General features: G+C 68.0%; 22 protein-coding genes. 9 read left to right on the top strand and 13 right to left on the bottom strand.

Going from position 1 to position 23370, the window contains the following annotated elements; genetic code table 11:
• Positions 1–20: 20 nt before the first annotated feature.
• From hflX to trkA, 4 genes are all read right to left on the bottom strand, one after another.
• Positions 21–1295: a GTPase HflX gene (gene hflX, locus MF270_RS12470; RefSeq protein ID WP_238366219.1), complete on the bottom strand. Its 1275-nt coding sequence runs from the start codon at positions 1293–1295 to the stop codon at positions 21–23.
• 140 nt (positions 1296–1435) lie between these two features.
• Entirely contained in the window at positions 1436–1678 is a 243-nt protein-coding gene (gene hfq, locus MF270_RS12465) for an RNA chaperone Hfq (RefSeq protein WP_238366218.1), read from the bottom strand.
• A 138-nt stretch (positions 1679–1816) separates the two neighbouring features.
• The gene (locus MF270_RS12460; protein ID WP_238366217.1) at positions 1817–3343 is read right to left on the bottom strand and encodes a TrkH family potassium uptake protein; all 1527 of its coding nucleotides are present in this window, start codon (positions 3341–3343) and stop codon (positions 1817–1819) included.
• Between the two features lie 2 nt (positions 3344–3345).
• Positions 3346–4722: a Trk system potassium transporter TrkA gene (gene trkA / locus MF270_RS12455; protein WP_238366216.1), complete on the bottom strand. Its 1377-nt coding sequence runs from the start codon at positions 4720–4722 to the stop codon at positions 3346–3348.
• Positions 4723–4858: 136 nt separating this feature from the next.
• Between trkA and MF270_RS12450 the strand changes: the two genes are divergently transcribed.
• Both MF270_RS12450 and MF270_RS12445 read left to right on the top strand, forming a co-directional pair.
• Positions 4859–6442 (top strand): CHAT domain-containing protein, encoded by a 1584-nt coding sequence (locus MF270_RS12450; protein WP_238366215.1) that lies wholly within the window; start codon positions 4859–4861, stop codon positions 6440–6442.
• The gene (locus MF270_RS12445) at positions 6439–7845 is read left to right on the top strand and encodes a hypothetical protein (RefSeq protein WP_238366214.1); all 1407 of its coding nucleotides are present in this window, start codon (positions 6439–6441) and stop codon (positions 7843–7845) included. Before MF270_RS12450 ends, MF270_RS12445 begins: the two co-directional genes overlap by 4 nt.
• Here MF270_RS12445 and ntrX read toward each other — a convergent pair.
• From ntrX to dusB, 5 genes are all read right to left on the bottom strand, one after another.
• Complete coding sequence (ntrX, locus tag MF270_RS12440; RefSeq protein ID WP_238366213.1) at positions 7842–9242, bottom strand: nitrogen assimilation response regulator NtrX; 1401 nt, start codon at positions 9240–9242, stop codon at positions 7842–7844. The genes MF270_RS12445 and ntrX overlap by 4 nt on opposite strands.
• Positions 9235–11487, bottom strand: a complete 2253-nt coding sequence (locus tag MF270_RS12435; protein WP_238366212.1) for a sensor histidine kinase NtrY-like — start codon at positions 11485–11487, stop codon at positions 9235–9237. Before MF270_RS12435 ends, ntrX begins: the two co-directional genes overlap by 8 nt.
• Positions 11488–11607: 120 nt before the next feature.
• Complete coding sequence (locus tag MF270_RS12430) at positions 11608–12981, bottom strand: response regulator (protein ID WP_238366211.1); 1374 nt, start codon at positions 12979–12981, stop codon at positions 11608–11610.
• A 3-nt stretch (positions 12982–12984) separates the two neighbouring features.
• The gene (locus tag MF270_RS12425; RefSeq protein WP_238366210.1) at positions 12985–14070 is read right to left on the bottom strand and encodes a two-component system sensor histidine kinase NtrB; all 1086 of its coding nucleotides are present in this window, start codon (positions 14068–14070) and stop codon (positions 12985–12987) included.
• Positions 14067–15020 carry a tRNA dihydrouridine synthase DusB gene (gene dusB / locus MF270_RS12420; RefSeq protein WP_238366209.1) on the bottom strand — a complete coding sequence of 318 codons (954 nt, stop codon included), beginning with the start codon at positions 15018–15020 and terminating at the stop codon, positions 14067–14069. Before dusB ends, MF270_RS12425 begins: the two co-directional genes overlap by 4 nt.
• A 277-nt stretch (positions 15021–15297) precedes the next feature.
• On the opposite strand from dusB, the gene MF270_RS12415 reads away from it, so the two are divergent.
• The 4 genes from MF270_RS12415 (at position 15298) to MF270_RS12400 (ending at position 18737) form a co-directional block, all read left to right on the top strand.
• Entirely contained in the window at positions 15298–16425 is a 1128-nt protein-coding gene (locus MF270_RS12415) for a bifunctional 2-C-methyl-D-erythritol 4-phosphate cytidylyltransferase/2-C-methyl-D-erythritol 2,4-cyclodiphosphate synthase (RefSeq protein ID WP_238366208.1), read from the top strand.
• The gene (locus tag MF270_RS12410; RefSeq protein ID WP_238366207.1) at positions 16422–16913 is read left to right on the top strand and encodes a phosphatidylglycerophosphatase A family protein; all 492 of its coding nucleotides are present in this window, start codon (positions 16422–16424) and stop codon (positions 16911–16913) included. Before MF270_RS12415 ends, MF270_RS12410 begins: the two co-directional genes overlap by 4 nt.
• Positions 16910–17383, top strand: a complete 474-nt coding sequence (locus tag MF270_RS12405; RefSeq protein WP_238366206.1) for a CinA family protein — start codon at positions 16910–16912, stop codon at positions 17381–17383. Before MF270_RS12410 ends, MF270_RS12405 begins: the two co-directional genes overlap by 4 nt.
• A gap of 175 nt (positions 17384–17558) precedes the next feature.
• Entirely contained in the window at positions 17559–18737 is a 1179-nt protein-coding gene (locus MF270_RS12400) for an ammonium transporter (protein WP_238366205.1), read from the top strand.
• Positions 18738–18987: 250 nt separating this feature from the next.
• Here MF270_RS12400 and MF270_RS12395 read toward each other — a convergent pair whose 3' ends face one another.
• Positions 18988–19434, bottom strand: coding sequence for a type II toxin-antitoxin system RatA family toxin (locus tag MF270_RS12395; protein ID WP_238366204.1), 447 nt, complete (start codon positions 19432–19434; stop codon positions 18988–18990).
• Positions 19435–19589: 155 nt separating this feature from the next.
• On the opposite strand from MF270_RS12395, the gene hpt reads away from it, so the two are divergent.
• Together hpt and MF270_RS12385 are read left to right on the top strand one after the other, a co-directional pair.
• Positions 19590–20138 (top strand): hypoxanthine phosphoribosyltransferase, encoded by a 549-nt coding sequence (hpt, locus tag MF270_RS12390; protein WP_238366203.1) that lies wholly within the window; start codon positions 19590–19592, stop codon positions 20136–20138.
• A complete protein-coding gene (locus MF270_RS12385) occupies positions 20135–20320 on the top strand; it encodes a hypothetical protein (RefSeq protein ID WP_238366202.1) in 186 nt (61 codons plus the stop codon). Before hpt ends, MF270_RS12385 begins: the two co-directional genes overlap by 4 nt.
• A gap of 12 nt (positions 20321–20332) precedes the next feature.
• On the opposite strand, the gene MF270_RS12380 is transcribed toward MF270_RS12385, so the two are convergent.
• Positions 20333–20899: a calcium-binding protein gene (locus tag MF270_RS12380; RefSeq protein ID WP_238366201.1), complete on the bottom strand. Its 567-nt coding sequence runs from the start codon at positions 20897–20899 to the stop codon at positions 20333–20335.
• A 45-nt stretch (positions 20900–20944) separates the two neighbouring features.
• On the opposite strand from MF270_RS12380, the gene MF270_RS12375 reads away from it, so the two are divergent.
• The gene (locus MF270_RS12375; RefSeq protein ID WP_238366200.1) at positions 20945–21307 is read left to right on the top strand and encodes a hypothetical protein; all 363 of its coding nucleotides are present in this window, start codon (positions 20945–20947) and stop codon (positions 21305–21307) included.
• Here the strand turns inward: MF270_RS12375 and MF270_RS12370 are convergent.
• Positions 21304–22014 (bottom strand): alpha/beta fold hydrolase, encoded by a 711-nt coding sequence (locus MF270_RS12370; protein WP_238366199.1) that lies wholly within the window; start codon positions 22012–22014, stop codon positions 21304–21306. The two genes, MF270_RS12375 and MF270_RS12370, sit on opposite strands and share 4 nt — an antisense overlap.
• 341 nt (positions 22015–22355) lie before the next feature.
• Positions 22356–23336, bottom strand: coding sequence for a nuclear transport factor 2 family protein (locus MF270_RS12365; protein ID WP_238366198.1), 981 nt, complete (start codon positions 23334–23336; stop codon positions 22356–22358).
• Between the last annotated feature and the right edge of the window lie 34 nt (positions 23337–23370).

Below are 23370 nucleotides of genomic sequence, written 5' to 3'. Positions count from 1 at the left end.
GGTTTCACCCCACCTCCCCCTCACAGCTCCCGGTAGCGCTGCTCCTGCTTGGCGGTCCAGCGCACGGTCAGATCGAACCCCCGCTCCTCCTGCACCTCGTGTTCGACGATCCCCTGGGCGTGCAGCCAGGCGCGTTTGCGCCCGTCCGAGAACGGCAGGTGCAGCGTGGCGTGGTGCCGCTCGCCCTCCAGCGCATAGGCGATCATGTCCAAGAGCCGCTCCATCCCGGCGCCGGTGATGGCGCTGACGGTGACGGTATCGTCGGTCCGCTCGGCCTGGGTGTGCAGCGCCTCGGCGCGGTCGCCCGGCAGGCGGTCGGTCTTGTTCCAGACCTCGATCAGCGGCACGTCGTTACCGAAGCCGAGCCCGGTCAGGATCTCGCGCACATCGGCCGCCTGCTCCTCGGTCTCGGCATGGGAGATGTCGCGCACATGCAGAACCAGATCGGCCGCCAGCACCTCTTCGAGCGTGGCGCGGAAGGCGGCGACCAGCTCGGTCGGCAGGTCCGAAATGAAACCCACGGTGTCGGAAAGGATCACGTCCAGCCCGTTGCCCAGCCGCACCCCGCGCATGGTCGGATCGAGCGTGGCGAAAAGCATGTCCTTGACCAGCACCTCGGCGCCCGTGAGCCGGTTGAAGAGGGTCGACTTGCCCGCGTTGGTATAGCCCACCAACGCGACGATAGGGAACGGCACCTTGGCGCGGGCGGTGCGGTGCAGCTCGCGCGTCTTGACCACCTTGTCGAGTTGGCGCCGCAGCCGCACGAGCTGTTCGTCGATGGCGCGGCGGTCGGCCTCGATCTGCGTCTCGCCGGGGCCGCCCACGAAGCCAAGCCCGCCGCGCTGTCGCTCGAGGTGGGTCCAGGCCCGCACCAGCCGCGTGCGCTGGTAGGCCAGCGCCGCCATCTCGACCTGCAACACGCCCTCGCGCGTCGCCGCGCGGTCGCTGAAGATCTCGAGAATCAGCCCCGTCCGGTCAAGGATCTTGACCCCCCAGGTCTTTTCCAGGTTGCGCTGCTGCACCGGGCTCACCGGGCCGTCGATCAGCACCAGTTCCACCTCGGCGGCCTTCATGCGCGCCTTCAGCTCCTCGACCTTGCCCGACCCGAACAGCGTCGCGGGCTCGGCCCGGCGCACCGGCACGATCTCGGACCCCGCGACCTCGAGATTCGGCAGCGCGGCGGCCAGGGCCACCGCCTCTTCCAGCGCGGGGCCGGCGCTGCGGCGATCCTGGTCGGATTTCATCTCGGGGTGCAGCACCCAGGCGATGGTGATATGGGTCTCGATGTTTTCCATTCGGTTCCTGCAAGGACGGGCCCCGCCCGGCGGGCGGCCCAGCCTAGATAGGCGCTTGGCCCGGCCAAATCAAATGCCGCCACGCGAAACGGGGCGCCTTGGCCAGGCACCCCTTCGGTCACGTCGCGATGGGCGTTGGCTTATTCGCCTTCGCCGCCGCCGTCGTAAAGGTTTATCGGCTGCGAGGGCATGATCGTCGACACGGCGTGCTTGTAGACCAGCTGGCTTTGGCCATCCCGGCGCAGCAGCACGCAGAAGTTGTCGAACCAGGTGATGACCCCCTGCAGCTTGACGCCGTTCACAAGGAACATCGTCACCGGAACCTTGGTTTTGCGAACGTGGTTCAGGAATGCGTCCTGGAGGTTTTGCCGGTCGGAAGCCATGTCGTCTCACTTGCTTTTGTTCTTGCCGAGGCCCGTTCGGACCCCTCCCTCGTTGACCCGAGTATGTCGGTAGACAGAACGACTTACCAGCCCAAAAATCCGCCAGCGCACTGCTGTGGCGCATGCGTGACGCCTGCGTCAACTGCGCCAGATATCGGTGGTGAACAGCGCGATGATGGCAAGGGTTTCCAGCCGCCCGATCACCATGGCCGCGCAGAGCACCAGCTTCACCTCGGGGCCGAACGCGGCCAGGTCGATCGGATCGAAAGGCGCGACCGCGATCAGCGGTCCGGTGGTCGACAGCGTGGCGATGGCAAGCGTGAAGGCATGTTCGAAGGTGACACCCAGGAAGGACAGCACCAGCGACACCAGCGTCAGCGACAGCGCGAAGAGCATGAAGAAGACCCAGGCGATGAAGGCGCCCTGCCGGCGCAGCCGCCGCGACGCCTCGGAGGCGCGCCCGACCGAGGAGGGGTGGATCAGCCGCTCGATCTCGCGCTTGCCGTTGAGGTAAAGCGCATAGACCCGCAGCAGTTTCACGCCGCCCGCCGTGGTCGCCACCCCGCCGCCCATCAGCGACAGGCCCAGCAGGATCAGTCCGGGCGTGCCGAGGCCCGACCAGCTTTGCGCCTCGGTCCATTCGACGCTGACAAAGCCGGTGGTCGACAGGAAGGACAGGACGGTAAAGACCGACCCCCAAAGCGCGCGCAGCCCGGCCAGCAGGTTCTCTTCCTCTCCCACGTCGATGGCGGCGATCCAGTGGCGCAGGAACAGCAGCAGCGGGACGCCGATGACAAAGACCATGCCCATGCGGAATTCCGGATCGTTCAGCATGCCCGTGCGCGCGGTCGTCATCGTGTCCGAGGTGAAGGTCAGCCGCGACAGGGCGAAGAACATGAAGCAGAACATCACCGCCTCGCCCGCGATCCCCGAATTGCTGCCCGCCATGCCCCCGACCGGCGAGATGCCGGACGTGGCCATGACCGACATGGCATGGCTCAGCGCGACATGGCTTTCCTCGCCCAGGATCAGCAGGCAGACCCACATGACGACCGTCAGCCCGGCATAGATCGGCGCGAGATGCATCGAGGTGCGCGCCAGCCGCCGCGCCACCGGGTCGCGCCGCTTGCGGTTTTCCAGCGCGGTGCGGATCGCGCCCTGCCCCGGTTCGTTGCTGGCCGTCACCTCGAAACCGCCGAGGTTCAGCGGCGCCAGGATCGCGGCGGCGGCGATCCACATGAGCAGACCGCCCATCCAGCCGACCTGCGCGCGCCACAGGTGCAGCACGGGCGACATCCGGCTCGGATCGTCGAACAGCGGCATGCCGGTGGTGGTGAAGGCGCTGACCATCTCGACATAGGCATTCAGGAACGTGGTATTGCGCAGCGCGTCGTGGAATGGCACCGCCATCATCAGCGGCAGGATCGTAAAGGCCGAAAGCAGCGCCAGCAGCTGCCGCAGCCCGCTTTCGCGGTTCACCGGGATGCCGCGCGCCAGCGCCACCAGCCCGACCAGGATCAACCCCAGCGTGCCCGCGTAGAAGAAACTGCGCGCCTCGGCATGGGTTTCCCGCACCAGCGCATGGATCGCCGGGATATACATCGACAACGCCGTGATCCCGGTCAGGATGAGGAACAGCGGCAGCCTGAGAAGACGCTCGACCATCGTCAGAAAAAGTCGATGGAGACCTGGAGCAGCCGCTCGACTTCGGGCACGTCCTTGGTCATGGCGAACAGCGCGACCACGTCGCCCTCGTCGATGCGCAGCGTGCCGGTGGGCTTCTTGACCACGCCATCCTTCATCACGCCGCCGACCAGCACACCCTCGGGGAAGTCGATGTCGCGCACCTGCCGCCCGGCCATGGGCGAGGTCGACAGCACCTCGGCCTCGATCATCTCGGCCTCGGCATCGCCGATGGAATAGACGCCGCGCACCCGGCCGTGGCGGATGTGGCGCAGGATGGAACTCACGGTGGTGGCGCGCGGGTTGATATGGGCGTCGATGCCGAGCGGCCCCATCAACGCCAGCAGCGACGGGTCGTTGATGAGCGCAATCGCCATCGGACAGCCTTCGGCCTTGGCGCGCACGGCGCTCAGCATGTTGGTCTTGTCGTCGTCGGTCAGGCAAAGCACGGCATCGGCCCGCTCGATCCCCGCCTCGTTCAGCAGCGCGGCATCCAGCCCGTCGCCGTTCAGCACGATGGTCTTTTCCAGCGCATCGGCGGCGCGTTCAGCCGCCTTGCGGTCCAGTTCGATCACCTTGGCGCGGACCCGGCGGTCCAGCCGCTCGAGCTCTTGCGCCACGGCAAGGCCGACGTTGCCACCGCCGACGATCACCACCCGTTCCGTCCGCTTCTTCGACTTGCCGAAGATGTCGAGCGTGCGGTCCACGTCCTCGTGATGCACGAAGCAATAGCAATCGTCGCCGGCGAATAGCTGGTCGCCGGGTTCGGGCGCGAACAGCCGCCCGTCGCGGCGCACGCCGACGACGATGGACCGCAGCGTCGAAAACAGGTCGGTCAGCTGCCGCAGCGGCGTGTTCAGCACCGGGCAATGGTCGTCCAGCCGCAGCCCCATCAGCTGCGCCTTGCCGTCCAGGAACATCTCGGTGTCGAAGGCCTGCGGCGACATCAGCCGCCCCAGCGCAGCCTGGGCGACCTCGCGCTCGGGGCTGATCACCACGTCGATCGGCATGTGATCGCGGCGGTAGAGGTCGGAATAGATCGCCTCGAGATAGGACCGCGAGCGCAGGCGCGCGACCTTGCGCGGGATGGCAAAGACCGAATGGGCCACCTGGCAGGTGACCATGTTCACCTCGTCCGAATGGGTGGCGGCGATGATCATGTCGGCATCGCGCGCGCCGGCGCGCTGCAGAACGTCCGGGTAGCTCGCGAACCCCGCGATCCCCTGCACGTCAAGCGTGTCGGTCGCCCGGCGCACCAGGTCGGGGTTGTTGTCCACGACCGTCACGTCGTTGCGTTCGCCCGACAGGTGACGGGCGATCTGCCAGCCGACCTGACCTGCTCCGCAGATGATGACCTTCATGTGGGACTTGTCCTTGATGCGGCGTCGCCCCTTGGATGGCAGAAGCGCGGGGGGTGGTCAACGGGCGGCGCGGCCCTGCGGGCGTGACGCGAGATGTCACTTGACGGGCGCCGCCTGCCCGGGCTGATCTGGCGCCATGTTGCGCGCGCTTTGTTTCTGCCTTTGTCTCTGCCTGCCCCTGCCCGCCATCGCGCAGGAGGAGGGCATCCCCACCCCCGCCGGCCAGGTGGACGCGATGTTCCAGTTGGCGCAGCGCGTGCAGGGCGGTAGCGCCGCCCGTGCCGTGCAGCAGATCGCCCTGCGCCTCGCCGCCCGCGCCGAGGGGGCCGAGGCGCTGGCGCTGGAACGGCGCGATCTCGAGGAGCGGCAAGCGCAGGTGGCGGGCGAACCGGGCCTCGACGAGGCCACCCGCGCGATCCGCCTCGATGAGCTGGAAACCGCCCTTTTCGTCAATGCCGAGCGGCTGGCCCGCAGTTTCCCCCGCTGGCGCGAGATCACGGCCCCCGCGCCGGTCACCCTGGCCGAAGCGCGCGGCCTTCTGGCCGAGGGTGAGGCGTTGGTGCTGCTCCACCAGGGAGAGGACGCGCTGTTCCTCTGGCTCGTGGCCCCGGACCGGGTGATCTGGCACCGGGTCGGCATCCCGCGCGCCGATGCCGCCGGGCTGGTCGCCGCCTTCCGCGAGGGCATGGGCCTGGGCGAGGGGCTGCGCGGGGCCGCGGCGCTGGACGATGATCCCGCGCCGGTCTCCCTGCCCCCGTTCAACCGCCAGCTCGCGGCCAATCTCTATATCCTGCTGTTCGGCGCCTTTGCCGCAGAGATGGGCGATTACAGCCACTTGCGGCTGGTCGCGGACGATGCCTGGATCGGGCTGCCCTTCGCCGCGCTGCTCACCTCCTACGACGATGTCACCGCGCCCGAAGGGCACGAGACGCTGCGCCACGCCAGTTGGCTCGCCCGCAGCCACGCGCTGACGCTGATGCCTTCGGTCGTGTCGCTGCGCGCGCTGTCCGCCGCGCCGCCCGCCCCGTCGCTGCCCACCCTGCTGGCGGTGGGCGATCCGGTTTTCTCGGGCGCGGCCAGCGCCATGGAGGTCTCGCGCGCGGGCGGCGGGGTGGATGTCAGCGCCCTCGCCCCCCTGCCCGGCACCCGGCGCGAAGTCACCGCCATCGCCCGCCAGTTCGACGGCCGGGCCGAGGTGCTGCTGGGTGCCGACGCCAGCGAGACCGCGATCAGGACCGCCGACCTCGCCTCTCGCGACGTCATCGTCTTTGCCACCCATGGCCTGATCGCCGGAGAGCTGCAGGGCCTGGCCGAGCCCGCCCTCGCCCTGACGCCCCCCGCCGCGCCCGGCCCCGCCGACGATGGCCTGCTTACGGCCGGAGAGATCGCGGGCCTCACCCTCTCGGCCGATTGGGTCGTGCTTTCGGCCTGCAACACCGCCGCCGGCGATGGTGCGGGGGCCGAGGGGCTGTCGGGCCTCGCCCGCGCCTTCTTTGCCGCAGGGGCGCAATCGCTGCTGGTCTCGCACTGGCCCGTGCGCGACGACGCGGCGGCGCGGCTGACCTCGGGCGCCTTCGCAGAGATGGCCGCCGACCCGGCCCTGCCCAAGGCCGAGGCGCTGCGCCGCTCGATGTTGCACCTCATGGCGGACGAGAGCGACCCGACCCTCGCCCACCCCCGCGCCTGGGCGCCGTTCTTCGTCGTGGGGGGCGGCGCATGATCCGTGCCCTCGCCCTGTCGCTCGCCCTGCTCGCCGCGCCGCTCGCCGCCGAGACTCCGCAAGCCCTGCTCGACCGGTTCGACGCCATCGTGGAGGCCGACGGCGGCCTCGGCCTTGACCGCGAGATGACCGCCGCGCTCGAGGCAGCGCGCGCGTCAGGTCCGCTTGACCCGGCCTGGGCGCAGGTCATGGTCGCGACCGCCGCGCAGGTCATGGGCGGCCTCGCCCGGTTCGAGCGCGGCTTTGCCCTGCTGGACGAGGCCGAGGCGCTGGCCAAAGACCACCCCGAGATGCTGGGCTACGTCCTCTCGTGGCGCGCCTATTTCGAGGCCTGGTGGGGCCTCTCCGATGCCCTTGCGGCCACGCGTGCCCGCATCGACACCGACCTGTCGACCTGGCTGGGACCGGAGCAGCTGGCGCTGATCGAAAGCCCGCCCGTCAGCCTTGCGCAAAGTCCCGGGTTCGAACACGCCAGCGCCCTTGCCAACGAGGCGGCGCAGCTCTTCGTGGCCGGCGATCTCGACCAGGCCGAACAGCTTCTGACCGGGCTGCGCCTGCCGCAGGCACTGGCCGATCCCCTGCCCCTTGTGACGATCTACAACGCGCTGGTGTCGATGAACCGTGGCTGGATCGCCACGCTGCACGGCAGCCCGGACCGTGCCGCCCGCCACTACGACCGCGCTTTTGCCGACCTGGCCCCGGACGGCGCGCTGCGCGCCGATTTCTTCACCGACGCCACCACGCGCGACAGCGCCCATGCGGTGATCTCGGCCCTGCTCGACAGCACGGGCGCGGCGGACCCGGCACGCCGGGCGCTGCTGCTGGACGGCCTCGCCCAACTGGCAGCAGGCAATCCGGCCGCGCAAAGCGACCTCTACCTGCAACAGGCGGACGAGGCGGTGACTGCCGGCGATGCGGCCGCCGCCGCCGCCCATGTCCGCGCCGCGCTGGCGCTTGGCACGATGGATGCCGAGGACCGGGTGAAATGGACGTCCCAGGCCACGGTCTACGACGGCTACGCGGCACTGGCGCGGGGCGAGGCGGTGGACCACGACGCGCTGATCGCCGCCTTCGTCGACCTCTTCCAGTACGAGGAGATGCGCCCGCTGATCCGCATCGGCGCGGCGGCCCAGGTCACCCGGCTGTTCGCGCAGGCGGGCGAGCCGCTGCTGGCGAATGTCTCGGGACTGCGGCTCTTCGACTACATGGCAGAGGTGCAGGACGGGTCGCTGCAAAGCGGCGACAGCATCGCCGCGATGGCCGGCTACTGGCGCAGCGCGGCCGACGCCGCCATCTCCGGCGGTTTCGACATGGTGCTTGCGCCGCCCGACGGGGCCGAAGCGCCGGCGCAGGTCTGCCAGGCCTTCCTCGAGATCCCCATGTGCACGCTGGTGCTGGACTAGGCCTCTTCCTCCACATGCGCGACGCGGCCGCCGGACTTGGAGGTGGTCACGACCCCCAGCGATTTCAGCTTGCGGTGCAGCGCACTCCGCTCCATCCCGACGAAATTCGCAGTGCGGCTGATGTTGCCGCCAAAGCGGTTGATCTGGGTCAGCAGGTACTCGCGCTCGAAGGCCTCGCGCGCCTCGCGCAGCGGCAGGCTGGCCAGCGCGCCCGACAGGATCACGCGGCTTTCCTCGCCCGACGCCTCGTTCTCCGAGGGCAGTTCCTTGGCCTCGATCGGGCCGGTGCCGTCGCCCAGGATCAGGACCCGTTCCACCAGGTTGCGCAGCTGGCGCACGTTGCCCGGCCAGACCATGGTCTGCATTAGCGCCACCGCCTCGTCGCTGAGTTCCCGCGCGACCAGGCCCTGGGTCTTGTTCGCCTGCTCGATGAAGTAGCGCGCCAGCAGCGGAATGTCCTCGCGCCGCTCTTCGAGGCTGGGGACCGGGATCGGTACCACGTTGAGGCGGTGATAGAGCTCCTGCCGGAAATTCCCCTGCTCGATCTCGAGCGCGAGGTCGCGGCTGGTCGAGCTGATGACGCGCAGGTCGACCCGCACCTTGTCGGTGCCGCCCACCCGCTGGAACTGCTGGTCGACCAGCACGCGCAGGATCTTGGACTGGGTGCCAAGCGGCATGTCCGCGACCTCGTCGAAATAGATCACGCCGCCATGCGCCTGCTCGAGCAAACCTGGCTCCACGCCCCGCTCGCTGCCTTCGCGGCCGAACAGAACCTCCTCCATCCGGTCCGGCCCGATGGACGCGCTCGAGACGGTGACAAAAGGCGCATCCTTGCGGTTCGACTGGCTGTGGATGTAGCGCGCCGCTACCTCCTTGCCGCAGCCCGAGGGGCCCGTCAGCATCACGCGCCCGTTCGACTTGGTCACCTTGTCGAGCTGCGAGATCATGGTGCGGAAGGCCGCGCTTTCGCCGATCATCTCGGCGGCGGCAATGTCCTTGCGGCGCAGCTGAATGTTCTCGCGGCGCAGGCGGCTGGCCTCCATCGCGCGGCGAATGACGACCAGCAACTGGTCGATGTTGAAGGGTTTTTCGATGAAGTCATAGGCGCCCTGCTTGATCGCCGCCACCGCGATCTCGATGTTCCCATGCCCGGAAATGATGACCACCGGGATGTCGGGATTGTCGCGCTTGACCGTCTTGAGGATGTCGATCCCGTCCATCCGGCTGTCCTTGAGCCAGATGTCGAGGATCAGCAGCGCGGGCGGCTCGGTGTTGATCGCCGCCATGGCGTCATCCGAGGTGCCGGCGAGCCGGGTCGCATAGCCTTCGTCTTCCAGGATATCCGACATCAATTCCCGGATATCGCGTTCATCGTCCACGATAAGAATATCACTCATCTGCCTGTTCCACCGCTATTATTTCTGTTTCTCTTTTCGGGGCCGGCTGCGTCAGGGGCAGCCGGATCTCGGCCATGGCGCCCTGGTGCGCCCCCGGCTCGAAGGGGTCGGCATCGAGAAGCGCCAGCGTGCCGCCATGCTCCTCGATGATCTTCTTGACGATGGGCAGGCCAAGGCCGGTGCCCTTGTCACGGGTCGTCACGTAGGGTTCGAACAGCCGCGCCCGGTCCTCGGGAAGGCCGATGCCGTTGTCGGTGACCCGCACCAGCGCGTCCGGGCCATCGGCCTCGCAGGTCACGCGGATGCGCCGGGCGTGATCGACGTTTCCGGTCTTTTCGACATAGGTCTCAATGGCTTCACCGGCGTTCTTGAGAATGTTGGTGAAGGCCTGACTGATCATGGTCGCGTCCAGCTGCGCCGGCAGCGCGCGGTCGGTGATCTCGGTATCAAAGGCGACCAGGGGCTGGCCCGCCTCTTGCAGCAGCACGGCGTTGCGCAGCAGGTTGGCCACGTCCTCGGCCCGTCGGTCCGGTTCCGGCATGCGGGCGAACTTGCTGAACTCGTCCACGATGCGCCGCAGGTCGCCGGTCTGGCGCACGATGACCTCGGTCATCTGTTCCAGCTTTTCGTAATCATCGGGCAGCTTGGGGCCGAACTTGCGCCGGATGCGCTCAGCCGACAACTGGATCGGGGTCAGCGGGTTCTTGATTTCATGGGCAATTCTGCGCGCCACGTCGCCCCAGGCTGCCATCCGCTGCGCCGTCACAAGGTCGGTCACATCGTCAAAGGCGACCACGTAGCCTTCCAGGCTGCCATCCTCGCGCCGCCGGGTCGAGACGCGGACCAGCAGGCTTTCGGGCCGCCCGCTGCGTGTGACCTTCAGCTCTTCCTGCGTGACCTCGTGCGCGCTTTCGCGCAGCCGCTCGAACAGCGGACCGAACTCGGGCACGGCCACCGAGAGCGGCATGGAGGCGCGGTCCTCCTGCCAATCGAGCAGCCGCTCGGCCGAACGATTGACGAAGGTTACACGGCCTTCTTCATCCAATCCCACAACGCCAGATGTGACCGAGGACAGCACGGAATCGAACAGCCGCCGGCGGCGTTCGATCTGCCGCGTGGTTTCAAGCAACTCATCACGTTGTTTCTTAAGTTGACCCGTCATCTGGTTGAAAATACGGCTCAATTGCGAAATTTCGTCATCGCCGTCCTCTTCGGCCACGGTCACGTCCAGATCACCGCTGCCGACCTGCTGCGCGGCGCCCGCCAGCCGCCCCACGGGGCGCGACAGGCGTTCGGCGAACCACAGCGCCAGCCAGATCGCGGCGAGGATCAGGATGACCGCGAAGCCAAGATAGAGCAGCCCGAATTCGAACAGCACCCGGCCCCGTTCGCGTTCCAGTTGCTGATACAGCTGCGCGGTCTGCTGGGTGTCGTCGAGCAGGTTCAGGATCGCCCCGTCCACGTTGCGGCTGACGTAGAGATAGCGGTCCACGTAGCCGGTCAGCGGCATCAGCGCGCGAAATTCGTTGTTGTCCCAATCCTCGATGACGATCAGCCCCTCGGCATCGGCATCGCGGATCTGGCCCTGCGACGGTTGTTCGAAATCAAAGAGATAAGACCGCTCCCCCCGCGCCCGGATCTCGCCCGTGCCGTCGATGATATAGGCCTCGCGCAGGCCGCGCTGAATCTGGCTTTGGCCCTGGCCCAGCAGGACCCGCAGGTCGGCATCAGTCAGGAACAGCGAGAACCGCCGCTGCGCGTTGAGGTAATTGGCCAGCGCCCGCGCATCGGTGCGCAGGTCGGCGCGGTGCTCTTCCTCGTAGGCCTCGGCAGCCGCGAGAGACGCGCCCACCACACCGCGCACACGGTCCGAGAACCAGCCCTCGAGCCCGATGTTCACGGTGAGCGTGGCGAAGACGGCGACCGAGACGGTGGGGATCAGCGCCATGATGGTGAAGACGCCGGTCAGTCGCAGGTGCAGCCGCGACCCGGCTGAGCGTTGCCGGCGCGCAGAGACCATGCGCGCCACCCGTTGCAGCACCAGCGCGGCCACCAGCAACACGTAAACGAGGTCGGCAAGCAGGATCAGCCGCAACCCGAAGGTGTCCACCGCCTGGTCGAGCGGACCGAGGACAAGGAAGGTTGCAAGCACCAGCACGGGGCCCAGGATCACGAGCCCGAGGGTCGCGATGCTTTGCACCCGGCGTGTGCGCCGCAGGCGCGCCAGACGCGTCGCCCATGTCATGCTTCGTGCCCGGGTTGCCACCCGCTGCCCTCATTCTGATGTGGCACTTATGTGCCAGGCCGCCATATCTTGTGGTCGTTGGACGCGCGATGCGTCATTGCCACAGGTTATGTTGCCCTTTTACATCAACTTGCGGCGCCGTGTCACCTCCAAACCGAGGTCGGTGATCTTCTTGCGCAAAGTATTGCGGTTGATTCCCAAAAGATCAGCACATTTGGCCTGGTTGCCGCCCGTCGCCTCGAGAGCGATCTCGATCAGCGGCGCTTCGACCTCGCGCAGGATGCGCGCGTAAAGCCCCGGAGGCGGCAGCATGTTCCCGTGAAGGTCGAAATAGCGCCTGAGGTGACGCGCGACCGAGGTCGAAAGTTTCTCCGACGAGGACCCGGTCAGCACGGGTTCGACCTCGGGCTGGTTGCCCAGCACCGCCTCGACCTCGGAGCGGGAGATCTCGTCCGTCCGCGCGGTCAGGCAGAGCCGGCGCACGGCGTTTTCCAGCTGCCGCACGTTGCCGGGCCAGGAATAGGCGCGGAACAGCGCTTCGGCGTCCCTGGACAGGGCGCGACGGGGCGCACCCTCGCGTTCGCCGCGCACCAGGAAATGCTCGGTCAGCAGGGCGATATCTTCGACCCGCTCACGCAAGGAGGGCACGTTCAGCACGGCGCCCGACATGCGGTAATAGAGATCCTGGCGCACGCGGCCCTCGTCCATGGCGCTGCTCAGGTCGCCCTGGCTGGTGGCCATGAAGCGCGGCACATGTTCGCCCGGGTTGTCCATCATGCGCACGATGCGGGCCTGGACCTCGTCCGACACATCACCCAGCTCGTCGATCAGCAGCGTGCCGCCCTTGACCCGTGCCAGCACCCGCGCGGGGCCTTCGAGGTCCGAGAGTTCCGACCCGGTGACAGTCACGAAGGGCAGCGTGCGGCGGTCGGAAAAGTCGTGGATCGCGCGGGCGATCAGCGACTTGCCGGTGCCCGACTCGCCGGTGATCAGCACCGGCAGGTCGGTGTTCATCACCCGCGCGACAAGGCGGTAGAGCGCCTGCATCGCCGGGGTCTTGCCGACCAGCGGCAGCTCGTCCGGTTCACGCGGGGGCTCGTCCAGCGACGATGCGGCGGGCGAGACGCGGCGGCGTTCTTCCAGCGCGCGGGCCGTCCGCTTCATCAGGTCCGGCAGGTCGAAGGGCTTGGGCAGGTAATCGTAGGCCTCGGCCTCGGCCGCCTGGATCGCGGTCATGATCGTGTTCTGCGCCGAGATCACGATGACCGGCAGACCAGGCCGGTCCTGCGCGATTTTCGGCAGCATTTCCAAGCCATTGCCGTCGGGCATCATCACGTCGCTGATGACCACGTCGCCCTTGCCCTCGCCCACCCAGCGCATCAGCGTGGTCAGCGAGGAGGTGGCATGCACCTTGCAGCCGGCGCGGGTCAGCGCCTGGGTCAGAACGGTGCGGATCGTGCGGTCGTCATCGGCGACGAGGACGGTGCCATCCATGGGTTACTCTCCTTGGGGTTCGCGCGGGGCGCGCGGCAACGAAATTCGGAACACGGTGCGTCCGGGCACCGAGTTGACGGCGATCCAGCCGTCGTGGTCCGAAACGATCTTGCTGACCAGCGCCAGGCCGAGGCCGGTGCCGTTCTCGCGGCCCGACACGAAGGGCTCGAAGATGTCGGACTTGATCGCCTCGGGCAGGCCCGGGCCGTCGTCGATCACCTCGACCTGCAGCGGCAGCGACACGACGCTGCCATCGGCGCGGCGGGTGCGGAAGGAATGGTCGTAGAAGGTGTGCAGCCGGATGGTGCCACCGCCCGGCCCCGCCGCCTCGGAGGCGTTCTTGAGCAGGTTCAGCACGACCTGCACCAGCTGGTCGGTGTCGCCAAGCGCCAGGGGCAGCGAGGGGTCGTAATCCTCGACGATCTTCATCTCGGCGCCGAACCCCAGCAGCGCTGAGCGGCGCGCCCGGTCGAGCACGTCGTGCAGGTTGACCGCGCGCATGTCGGGACGGCTGAGGTTGCCGAATTGTTCGACCTGTTCCAGCAGCTTCACGATGCGGCGGCTCTCGGCCACGATGAGGTCGGTCAGTTCCAGGTCTTCCTGGCTCAGGTTCATCGACAGAAGCTGCGCGGCGCCGGTGATCCCGGCCAGCGGGTTCTTGATCTCGTGCGCCAGCATCTCGGCCATGCCGATGGCGGATTTCGCCGCCGACTTGACCGTGTGGCTTTGCGTCATGCGGCCCGCCAGTTCGCGCGGGTGGATCAGCAGGATCATCCGCCCCGGCTGCCCGCCGATGGGCGCGAAACTGAGGTTGCACTGCACCGGCGGCCGATCCCCCGTGCCGACGTCGGCGTCGTTGACGAACAGCGGCGTGCCATGGGCGCGGGCGCGGGCAAAGCTTTCCTCGATCGGCGCGTCGATGGCCAGCTTGTCCCAGACCGGTTGGCCCACCAGGTGCTTGACCGATGTGTTCATGAACCCCTCGGCGGCCGGGTTCACCTCGGCGATCAGGTCGTTCTCGTCCAGCACCATGCCGGGCACGGGCAGCGACGACCAGAGCGCAAGGTCCATATCCGGGACAGCGATCATGCGGCCACCTGCACATCCATCTCCAGCGCATCGGGCAGCAGGCGCAGCACCTCGGCGGGCGTGCCCGCCGTCAGCACGGCGCGGCGCAGCTCGGGGCCCGTCGCGTCGGTGTCCATGTACCAGCCCAGGTGCTTACGCGCGACCTTCAGGCCCAGCTCCTGCCCGTAGAAATCCAGCATCGCCTCGTAATGTCCTGCCACCATCTCCGTAAAGGCCTTCCCCTCGGGGATCTCGGGCGCCGGGGCGCCGTAGAGGTCATGTGCCACCTGCGCCAGCAGCCAGGGCCGGCCCTGCGCGCCGCGTCCGATCATCACGCCGTCGGCGCCCGATTGGTCCAGCGCGTCACGGGCGGTGCGGCTGCCGGTGATGTCGCCATTGGCCACGACCGGGATCGACACGGCCTCGCGCACGGCGCGGATCGCGGCCCAGTCGGCGCGGCCCTTGTAGAACTGGCAGCGGGTGCGGCCGTGGATCACGACAAGGCGCACGCCCGCCTCCTCGGCCCGGCGCGCGATCTCGGGCGCGTTCAGCATGTCGTCGTCCCAGCCGAGCCGCGTCTTGAGCGTGACGGGGATCTGAACCGCGTTCACGACAGCCTCGATCAGGCGCAGCGCATGGTCCGGGTCCTTCATCAGCGCCGAGCCGCAGGCGCCCGCGCCCGAGCTCGAGGTCACCTTCTTGGCCGGGCAGCCCATGTTGATGTCGATGATCGCGGCGCCGTTCGCCTCGACCAGCCTTGCGGCCTCGGCCAGCCACCAGGGGTCGCGCCCCGCCAGCTGCACGGCGGTGCCGGCGCGGTCATAGCCCAGCTCGGCCTTTTCGCGCACGCCCGGCTTGGCCTGCACCATCTCCTGGCTGGCCACCATTTCGCTGACCACGCGGCCCGCACCAAAGCGGCCGACGAGATCGCGGAAGGGCAGATCCGTGATTCCCGCCAGCGGGGCGAGCATCACGGGGGGCTGCGGTAGAAGGGTGTCGCGTATCGCGGGCAAATGCCTAATCCTTGTGCATTCCCCATTGGATTAGCCCGAAAGGCGGCAAGGGGCAACGCTGCGACGCGGGGTTTTGGATGAAGTGGCGGGCACCTGCCTGTTTTTTCATCGTCTCGCCGAGATTGCCCTTGAGGCACGGCGCGCATAGACAGTCAGCCACGATGGGCCGCGGGTCGCTGGACGGCCCGCAAGACAAAGGAAGACCGCGCATGACCGCCGCCCATGGAGCCGCAGGATGAGCACCGTCGCGCTGATCGTCGCCGCCGGGCGCGGGCTGCGTGCGGGGGGCGAGACGCCCAAGCAATGGCAGCCGCTGGCCGGCGCCCGCGTGGCCGATCACACCGTGGCGCGGTTCCGCGCCCATCCGCGCATCGACCAGGTGGTGCTGGTAATTCACCCCGATGACGAAAGCCTCGCGCCCGCCGGCGTTGCAGTCGTGCATGGCGGCGCTACCCGCGCCGATTCGGTGCGCGCGGGGCTCGAGGCGCTGGCCCATCGCGGGGTCGACCGGGTGCTGATCCACGACGTGGCCCGCCCCTGCGTGCCCGCCGCCGTGATCGACGCCGTGCTCGACGCGCTGGACGACACCCCGGGCGCGGCCCCGGCCGTGCCGGTGACCGACGCGCTTTGGACCGGCACGGGCGGTGAGGTCTCGGGCACCCAGCCGCGCGAAGGGCTGTTCCGCGCGCAGACCCCGCAGGGCTTTCGCTTTGACGCGATCCTCGGGGCGCACCGCGCCCGCACCCGGAACGCCGCCGACGACGTCGAGGTGGCGCGGGCCGACGGGCTGCGCGTGACGATCACGCCCGGCTCCGAGGACAATCTCAAGATCACCCATCCCGGCGATTTCGCCCGCGCCGACCGCATTCTGAAGGAGAGCAGCATGGACATCCGCCTTGGCAACGGTTTCGACGTGCATGCGTTCGAGCCCGGCGACCACGTGGTCCTGTGCGGCGTGAAGGTGCCGCATGACCGCGCCCTGATGGGTCATTCCGACGCCGACGTGGCCATGCATGCGGTGACCGACGCGATCTACGGCGCGCTGGCGCAGGGCGACATCGGCCGGCATTTCCCGCCTTCGGACCCGCAGTGGAAGGGGGCGGAAAGCCACATCTTCCTGACCCATGCGGTGGAGCTTGCGCGCGAGATCGGCTTTGCCATCGGCAATATCGACTGCACGATCATCTGCGAACGGCCAAAAGTGGGCCCCCATGCCGCTGCCATGAGGGCCGAGATGGCGCGGATCATGGGGCTCGAGCCCGCCCGCGTCTCGATCAAGGCGACCACCTCGGAACGGCTGGGTTTCACCGGCCGAGAGGAGGGCATCGCCGCCCTCGCCACCTGCACATTGGTGAAAGCATGACCCACCTGATCGCCACCTTCTTCTACGCCGGGCACCTGCGCCCTGCCCCGGGCACCTGGGGCTCGCTGGCCGCGCTGATCGTCGCTTACCCGCTGCTGCTGATCGGTGGACCCTTGCTGCTGGTGGTCGGGGTGCTGCTGGCATTCGGCCTCGGCCTCTGGGCCACGGGGATCGAGACCCGGAGCAGCGACGACCATGACCCGTCCGAGATCGTGATCGACGAGGTGGCGGGACAATGGATCGCCCTGCTGCCCATCGCCTTCGGCGCCGCAAACAACAACGTGCCGCTGACGGCGCTCTGGCCGGGCTGGGTCGCGGCCTTCGTCTTTTTCCGGCTCTTCGACATCTGGAAACCCGGCCCCGTCGGCTGGGCCGACCGGCGCGGCGACGCCATGGGCGTGATGCTGGACGACGTGATCGCCGGGATCTTCGCGGCCATCGTGGTCGTCCTGCTGGCCGGGCTCTACCACGGGGTGCTGATGCAATGAGCGCTACGGACGTCCTTGCCGCCGCCCGCGCCGCCGGGGTGATGATCGCCACGGCCGAAAGCTGCACGGGCGGCATGATCATCGCCGCTTTGACCGACGTGGCCGGGTCGTCGGACGTGGTCGACCGGGGTTTCGTCACCTATTCCAATGCCGCCAAGATCGAGATGCTGGGCGTCTCCGAGACGACTCTCGCCCGCACCGGCGCCGTGTCCGAAGAGATCGCCCGCGAGATGGCCACGGGCGCACTGGCCCATTCGGCGGCCGGGCTGGCCGTCTCGGTCACGGGAATCGCCGGGCCGGGCGGGTCCGAGCACAAGCCCGAGGGCCGCGTCTGCTTTGGCATCGCCTTGAAATCGGGCAAAACGCGAACGGAAACCGTGGAGTTCGGCGCGCTTGGCCGCGAGAATGTCCGCGCTGCGACCCGGGATCACGCGCTGAGCCTGCTGCTGGCCGCCCTTCGCGGCGCCTGATTCCATTTCAGCCGAGACTTTGCGCACATTGCCTCTATTGCCGCACATTTATTGTGCGGTTTGCAAAAAGCACTCCATTTCACCACCCATACCCCAAGCCGCCTCTTTTTTTCGCGCCGCACTTGCGGTTTGAGCGCGCTCGTCCAAGGAACCGAACAAAGGGATGGGGGGAGACATGAACGGAGCGGATACCGCCTGGATCATCGTGGCTACGGCACTGGTGCTATTCATGACATTGCCGGGCCTGGCGCTTTTCTACGGGGGCCTCGTGCGCGCCCGCAACGTGCTGAGCGTCTTCATGCATTGCTACGCCATCGCCTGCCTGATGAGCGTGCTCTGGTTCATCGCCGGCTATTCCATCGCCTTCGGTGAGGGGAACGCCTACTGGGGCGGTCTTGGCAAGATGTTCCTGTCGGGCATCGACGCCGAGACGCTCTCGGGCAGCTTGCCCGAGGTGCTGTTCTTTGCCTTCCAGATGACCTTTGCCATCATCACGCCTGCGCTGATCGTCGGCGCCTACGTGGAGCGCATCGGCTTCGGCTTCGTGCTGCTGTTCTCGGGGCTCTGGATGCTGCTGGTCTACGCACCGGTGACCCATTGGATCTGGGGCGGCGGGATGCTGTCCGACGGCGGCATCTTCGGCGAGACCGGGGTGCGTGACTTTGCCGGCGGCATCGTGGTGCACGAGACGGCGGGCCTGGCCGCCCTGATCCTCGCCCTGTCGCTGGGCGCCCGACGGCAGAAGACCACGCCGCCGCATTCGCCGGGGCTGGTGATGATCGGGGCCGCGATGCTCTGGGTCGGCTGGTTCGGCTTCAACGGCGGCTCGCAGCTGGCGGCCGATGGCGGCGCGGCCATGGCGCTAACCGTGACGCATTTGTCGGCGGCGACCGCCTCGTTGACCTGGGCGCTGTGGGAGAAGATCAAGTTCGGCAAGGCGTCGCTGGTGGGCATCGTCACCGGGACCATCGCGGGGCTCGCCTCGATCACCCCGGCCTCGGGGTTCGTCGGCCCGGTCGAGGCGCTGATCATCGGGGCCGTCGCCGGGATCCTCTGCCAGGAGGCGGTGAACCTGATCCGCAACCGGCTGCATATCGACGACACGCTCGACGTCTTTGCCGTGCACGGCGTGGGCGGGATCTTCGGCACGATCATGATCGCGGTCTTTTGCGCCGGCAGCTGGTCCGCGCAGCTCGGCTCGCTGGCGATCGTCGGGGTCTTCACGGCCGTGGTCACCGTGGTGCTGGTCAAGCTGGTCGGGCTGATCACGCCGCTGCGCGTCGATGCCGAGACCGAGACCAACGGGCTTGACCTCACCGTGCATGGCGAGCGCGCCTACGACATCTCGAGCTGAGATCGCGGTTTCGGATCGCCATGGCGATCCGACCGGCGGGCGGCGGCCAAGGCCGCCGCCCGCGAGGGGGCGCTGCCCCCTCGGCCCCAAGGGGCCTCACCCCCGAGGTACTTTCAAAACGATGAATACCAAAGAGGGTGGTCGGTTGTCTTCATGGTTTTTCAAATACCTCCGCCGGAGGCAACACCGAGGGACCGGCCTTGGCCGGTCACGAGACAAACATGCGCGCGCCTTGGCGCGCTCCTTTGGATCAACCGTAGAGCTTGGCGGCCCGCTGTTCGAAGGCGCGGACAATCCGCTGCATCGCCTCGTTGAAGACGACACCGATGATGCCTTGCAGTATCGCATTCTTGAATTCGAAATCCACGAAGAAACGCACTTCGCAGCCGCCTTCCGCCTCGGCGAAGGCCCAGTTGGATTTCATGTAGCGGAAGGGTCCGTCGAGGTATTCGGTGTCGATCTTCATCTCGTCCGGGTAGAGCGTGACTCGGCTGCCGAAGCGTTCGCGGAACACCTTGAACGAGATCACGAGATCCGCCTCCATCACCTCAACGCCCGGGCCGGCCGGCTCCTGGCTGCGGATCCGGGCGGCGGCGCACCAGGGCAGGAACTCGGGGTAGCGGCGCACATCCGCCACCAGGTCGTACATCTGCTGCGCCGTGTAGGGCAGGACGCGGGTTTCGGAATGGGTCGGCATAATCCCTCGCGGGTCGTGAGTGCGCGCGTTCGTGCCACGAGCCGCGCCCATGTGCAAGGCGACCGCGTGACCCGGACGGGCTTCGGCCGGTCAAAAGGCTGGCATTCCGCGGCCGGATTTGCCACCAAGGCGTCGCCATCAACCCGGAGCGCGCCATGCCCGACCGTCCCTACGTGATCGACACGATGATCTCGGCCAAGGCCATCGCCGCCCGGATCGAGGAGCTGGCGCGCGAAATCGAGGCCGAGTTCGCCGAGACCGGCAAGCTGGTCGTCATCGGCCTCTTGCGCGGGTCTTTCGTGTTCATCGCCGACCTGGTGCGCGAGCTGCGCCTCGACGTGGAGGTCGATTTCCTCGAGGTATCGTCCTATGGCAACGCGATGGAATCGTCGCGCGAAGTGCGCATCCTCAAGGACCTGCGCGGCCAGATCGAGGGGCGTGACGTGCTGGTGGTCGAGGACATCGTCGACACCGGACATACGATGATCAACGTTCATCACCTGCTGAGCGGGCGCAACCCGGCCAAGCTGCGCACCATCGCCCTGCTCGACAAGCCGTCGCGGCGCGAGGTGCCGTTCCGGGCTGACTGGATCGGGTTCGAGATCCCGGACGAATTCGTCGTCGGCTACGGCATCGACTTCGCGCAGCGCAACCGCAACCTGGGCTACATCGGCAAGGTGCGGTTCACGGAGGATGCGTCATGAACCCGATGTGGCTGATGCGGATGAAGCGCTGGGCGCAGAATCCGCCCTCGATGCGCCAGGTGATCTTCATACTGGCCATCGTCGCGGTCTGTTTCGCGCTTTATGCCATCGAGACCTGGATCGGCTGGCCCGACTGGGCGACGCCGAACCGGGTGGGCGGGTCGCGGATGATCCGGCCCTGAGGCGGCGCCGATCTACATGAACTCGAGCATGTCGACGGTCAGGCCCGTGACGCCCAGGACCAGCACCGTTCCCAGCGCATGGGTGATCAGACTGTCCGCGCCGACTTGGATGATCGTCACGTCCTCGGCCACCTGCCCCCAGACGCGGATCACGTCGCCCTCGCTTCGGTCGAAATCGGTGATCGTGTCGTTGCCGGTCAGCCCGCCTTCGACAATCGTTGCCGTGAAGACAAAGCGATCTGCCCCTGCACCAGCGTCGGGATCGCCGGTCAGCAGGTCAGCCCCGGCGCCGCCATTGAGCATGTCGGCGCCAAAGCCGCCATCCAGCCTGTCGTTGCCGCGGTGCCCATATAGCTCGTCCGCGCCAAAGTCGCCGCGCAGGATGTCATACCCGGACCCTGCATGCAGCTTGTCATTTCCATTCTGGGAATCGAGCACGTCTGCGCCCTGGTTGCCAAACAGCGTGTCAGCGCCGTGCCCGCCCCGGATATAGTCATTTCCATGGCCGCCCCACATCCAGAGGGCGCTGAAGCTTTCGTAGTGACCGGGCACGCCCTCGATCAGGTGATCGTCACCCAATCCGCCAACAAGCGTGTCCAGACCCGACCCCGCCGCGAGGGTGTCATGACCCGGCCCGCCCTTCATGAGGTTCCCGCCACCGGCAACAGAGTAGCTGGTGAGCCGATCGTTTCCGTCGCCGCCAAAGCCGATGCTGCCGTTGCCATTGAAGGTGATGCTGTCCGCCCCGTCGTTGCCATAGGCCCAATCGTCGGCCTGGAAGATGAGGATTTCGTCATTGCCCTCCCCCCCGTAAAGCTTCGATCTGGAATTGTGGGCGCGCAGGCTGTCCCCGCCTTCAAGGCCATAGACCCATGTCGGTTCGTGGTGAGTGTAGACTCTCAGATCGTCTCGGCCGGCCGTGCCGGTGATAATTCGCGCCTTTGCTCGAAGGCTTTCGCAAAGAAATGTTCCGTTTTCGGAGCTTAACGAAGCACGTAGGGCAACCCCAGCCAGTCGCGCAGCGCATCCGAGGTCGCATCGGCCTGTTCCAGCATCGGCATGTGGCCCGCCCCCGCCAGCACCTTGAGCGTGGCGCCGGGGATCAGCTCGGCCAGGAATTCCTGCCGCTTGACGGGATAAAGCGGGTCCTCGGCGCCGCAGAGCACCAGCGTCGGGACGGCGCAGCGGCGCATGGTCGCCTGCTGGTCGCGACGGCGCTGCATGGCGCGGTTCTGGCGCACATAAGTGTCGGGGCCAAGCGACAGGGCCATCTCTTCCATCAGCGCGGCGATCTCGGCGCGGAAGGGGCCATGGGCGAGGCGGCTTTGCCCGTGATGCTCGGCCAGCACCTGCGCCAGCCGCCCGGCGCGGGCGCCGACGATGCGGGTGTCGCGGTCGGTCGCCTGCGACGGCGTGTCGGGCAGCGGGCTGGTGGCGATCAGCGCCAGGCGCGCGACGCGCTCGGGCGCGCGGCGCAGGATCTCCATCGCGACGGCGCCGCCCATGCCATGCCCGGCCAGGGCGAAGCGGCGCGGCAGCTGCGGGATGAGGCCCGAGGCGATCTCCTCCATCCGCTCGCCCTGCCCCAGCGGCGCGATGGTCACCGGCACGACCTGCCCCAGCTCGGCCAGTTGCGGGCCAAAGGCCCGCGCGTCGCACATCAGGCCCGGCAAGAGCACCAGAGGATCGGCCATGACATCACCTGCTTGCGGGGGAACCTGCCCGACCCTGTCCGCCGCCCCGTTCCACGGCAGGGTCTGTCTTATCGTTTTGGCCAGCATGCCAAAAGCACGGCGGGGCCTCAATCCCGTTCGGACAGGAACGGCGGATCCGTGGCGGGGGGCGTGCGAAGCCCGGGCAATCGCCCGCTGGCTGGTGGTGCGGAAGGGGGGCGCTGCCCCCCGTCACCTGTGGTGACTCCCCCCCGAGGTATTTTTGAAACAATGAAGGCAAGAGGGCGCGCGGGCATGCGTCACGGTTCCCCAGGTATGCCCGCCGGCGGCAGGCCGGCCGGGGCCGTCGCGGGATCAGCGGGTCAATCGCGGGGCGACAGGATCTGCAGCCAGACCGCCGCCTCGTCGATCAGGGTCCATTCGCGGCGCAGGCCCCGCGGGCCGAACTCGGCATGGCTCATGCCCATGACGCGGACATGGGCGCCGGTCGGGCGGCCGAAAAGGCCCCAGCCGCCGTGCTTGCCCGCGAGGGTCCAGCGCAGGCTGGCGCGCGGGGGCATCAACGGCTCCTCGAGCCCCATGCGGGCGTGGATCGTCAGTTTGGCCGTGGGAAAGCTTTCGCCGAGGCCCAGCCAGAAGCGTTCGGCGGCATGGGGGCCACGCGCCACCTCGCCGCCCGGGTAGGACAGGTCGCAGCCCGGGTCGTATTGTGCGGGAATGGCCGAGAAATTGCCGCCAAGCGCCTGTTGCACCAGGTCCTCGAAGACCTGGGCCCAGTCGCTGTCATTGCCCAGCCGCTGTGCCGGCTCGGTCACCGCCTGCGGTGCGGGTTCGCCCGCCGCGGCCTGGGCGCGGGCCCAGTCCTCGGGCGTGGTGCCGCCGGCGCGCAGGATGGCGCCGGTGTCGCGGATGCGCCATTCGCGCGACACGCGTCCCATGCGCACGTGCAGCTCGGACAGCTCGCGGTGCACGACGCGCTGACCGGTGGCGGGGCCAAACCGACCGGGGCCGGTCTGCGTGCCCTCGACATGCAGGCGCTGCGCACCGAGGTATTCGCTCCCGCCCTGGGGGCACCAGACGACATCCTCGGACAGCAGGCGGCGGTCGGGAAAGGTCGCCAGCAGCGCCGAGATCTCGCGCCCGGCCCCGACGTGGCCCTGGGCCTGCCCCCAGGGGGTGGCGATCCGCGCCTCGCGGTCGTAGAGATCGGCGATGCCGATGCCCTGCCGCCGCTGGTCCCAGAGCGCGCGGGTCATGCCGTTGACGAAATCGGGGAAATCGTCGCGCCTGGTGGTCTTTTCCGGCTTTGCGCCGACCTCGCGCCGTTTCACTGCAAGCGCCATGGGACTCCCCTGCCTGTCCACGTTCAGCGCCCAT

This window comes from Mesobacterium pallidum (genome assembly GCF_019966535.1).
GTDB classification, from domain to species: Bacteria; Pseudomonadota; Alphaproteobacteria; order Rhodobacterales; family Rhodobacteraceae; genus Mesobacterium; species Mesobacterium pallidum.
Note: the sequence above shows the minus strand (reverse complement) of the source record. Positions and strands in the feature narration are given on the sequence as shown.

Bases quoted from the DNA above. Each gene is read 5' to 3' on its own strand.
- MF270_RS12430 (WP_238366211.1), bottom strand. From the start codon at position 12,981: ATGGATGGCACCGTCCTCGTCGCCGATGACGACCGCACGATCCGCACC.
- MF270_RS12400 (WP_238366205.1), top strand. From the start codon at position 17,559: ATGAACGGAGCGGATACCGCCTGGATCATCGTGGCTACGGCACTGGTG.
- MF270_RS12435 (WP_238366212.1), bottom strand. From the start codon at position 11,487: ATGACATGGGCGACGCGTCTGGCGCGCCTGCGGCGCACACGCCGGGTG.
- ntrX (WP_238366213.1), bottom strand. From the start codon at position 9,242: ATGAGTGATATTCTTATCGTGGACGATGAACGCGATATCCGGGAATTG.
- MF270_RS12385 (WP_238366202.1), top strand. From the start codon at position 20,135: ATGAACCCGATGTGGCTGATGCGGATGAAGCGCTGGGCGCAGAATCCG.
- trkA (WP_238366216.1), bottom strand. From the start codon at position 4,722: ATGAAGGTCATCATCTGCGGAGCAGGTCAGGTCGGCTGGCAGATCGCC.
- MF270_RS12410 (WP_238366207.1), top strand. From the start codon at position 16,422: ATGACCCACCTGATCGCCACCTTCTTCTACGCCGGGCACCTGCGCCCT.
- MF270_RS12370 (WP_238366199.1), bottom strand. From the start codon at position 22,014: ATGGCCGATCCTCTGGTGCTCTTGCCGGGCCTGATGTGCGACGCGCGG.
- hpt (WP_238366203.1), top strand. From the start codon at position 19,590: ATGCCCGACCGTCCCTACGTGATCGACACGATGATCTCGGCCAAGGCC.
- MF270_RS12395 (WP_238366204.1), bottom strand. From the start codon at position 19,434: ATGCCGACCCATTCCGAAACCCGCGTCCTGCCCTACACGGCGCAGCAG.
- MF270_RS12415 (WP_238366208.1), top strand. From the start codon at position 15,298: ATGAGCACCGTCGCGCTGATCGTCGCCGCCGGGCGCGGGCTGCGTGCG.
- dusB (WP_238366209.1), bottom strand. From the start codon at position 15,020: ATGCTCGCCCCGCTGGCGGGAATCACGGATCTGCCCTTCCGCGATCTC.
- MF270_RS12405 (WP_238366206.1), top strand. From the start codon at position 16,910: ATGAGCGCTACGGACGTCCTTGCCGCCGCCCGCGCCGCCGGGGTGATG.
- hfq (WP_238366218.1), bottom strand. From the start codon at position 1,678: ATGGCTTCCGACCGGCAAAACCTCCAGGACGCATTCCTGAACCACGTT.
- MF270_RS12365 (WP_238366198.1), bottom strand. From the start codon at position 23,336: ATGGCGCTTGCAGTGAAACGGCGCGAGGTCGGCGCAAAGCCGGAAAAG.
- MF270_RS12450 (WP_238366215.1), top strand. From the start codon at position 4,859: ATGTTGCGCGCGCTTTGTTTCTGCCTTTGTCTCTGCCTGCCCCTGCCC.
- MF270_RS12445 (WP_238366214.1), top strand. From the start codon at position 6,439: ATGATCCGTGCCCTCGCCCTGTCGCTCGCCCTGCTCGCCGCGCCGCTC.
- MF270_RS12425 (WP_238366210.1), bottom strand. From the start codon at position 14,070: ATGATCGCTGTCCCGGATATGGACCTTGCGCTCTGGTCGTCGCTGCCC.
- hflX (WP_238366219.1), bottom strand. From the start codon at position 1,295: ATGGAAAACATCGAGACCCATATCACCATCGCCTGGGTGCTGCACCCC.
- MF270_RS12375 (WP_238366200.1), top strand. From the start codon at position 20,945: ATGACCCGGCCCGCCCTTCATGAGGTTCCCGCCACCGGCAACAGAGTA.
- MF270_RS12460 (WP_238366217.1), bottom strand. From the start codon at position 3,343: ATGGTCGAGCGTCTTCTCAGGCTGCCGCTGTTCCTCATCCTGACCGGG.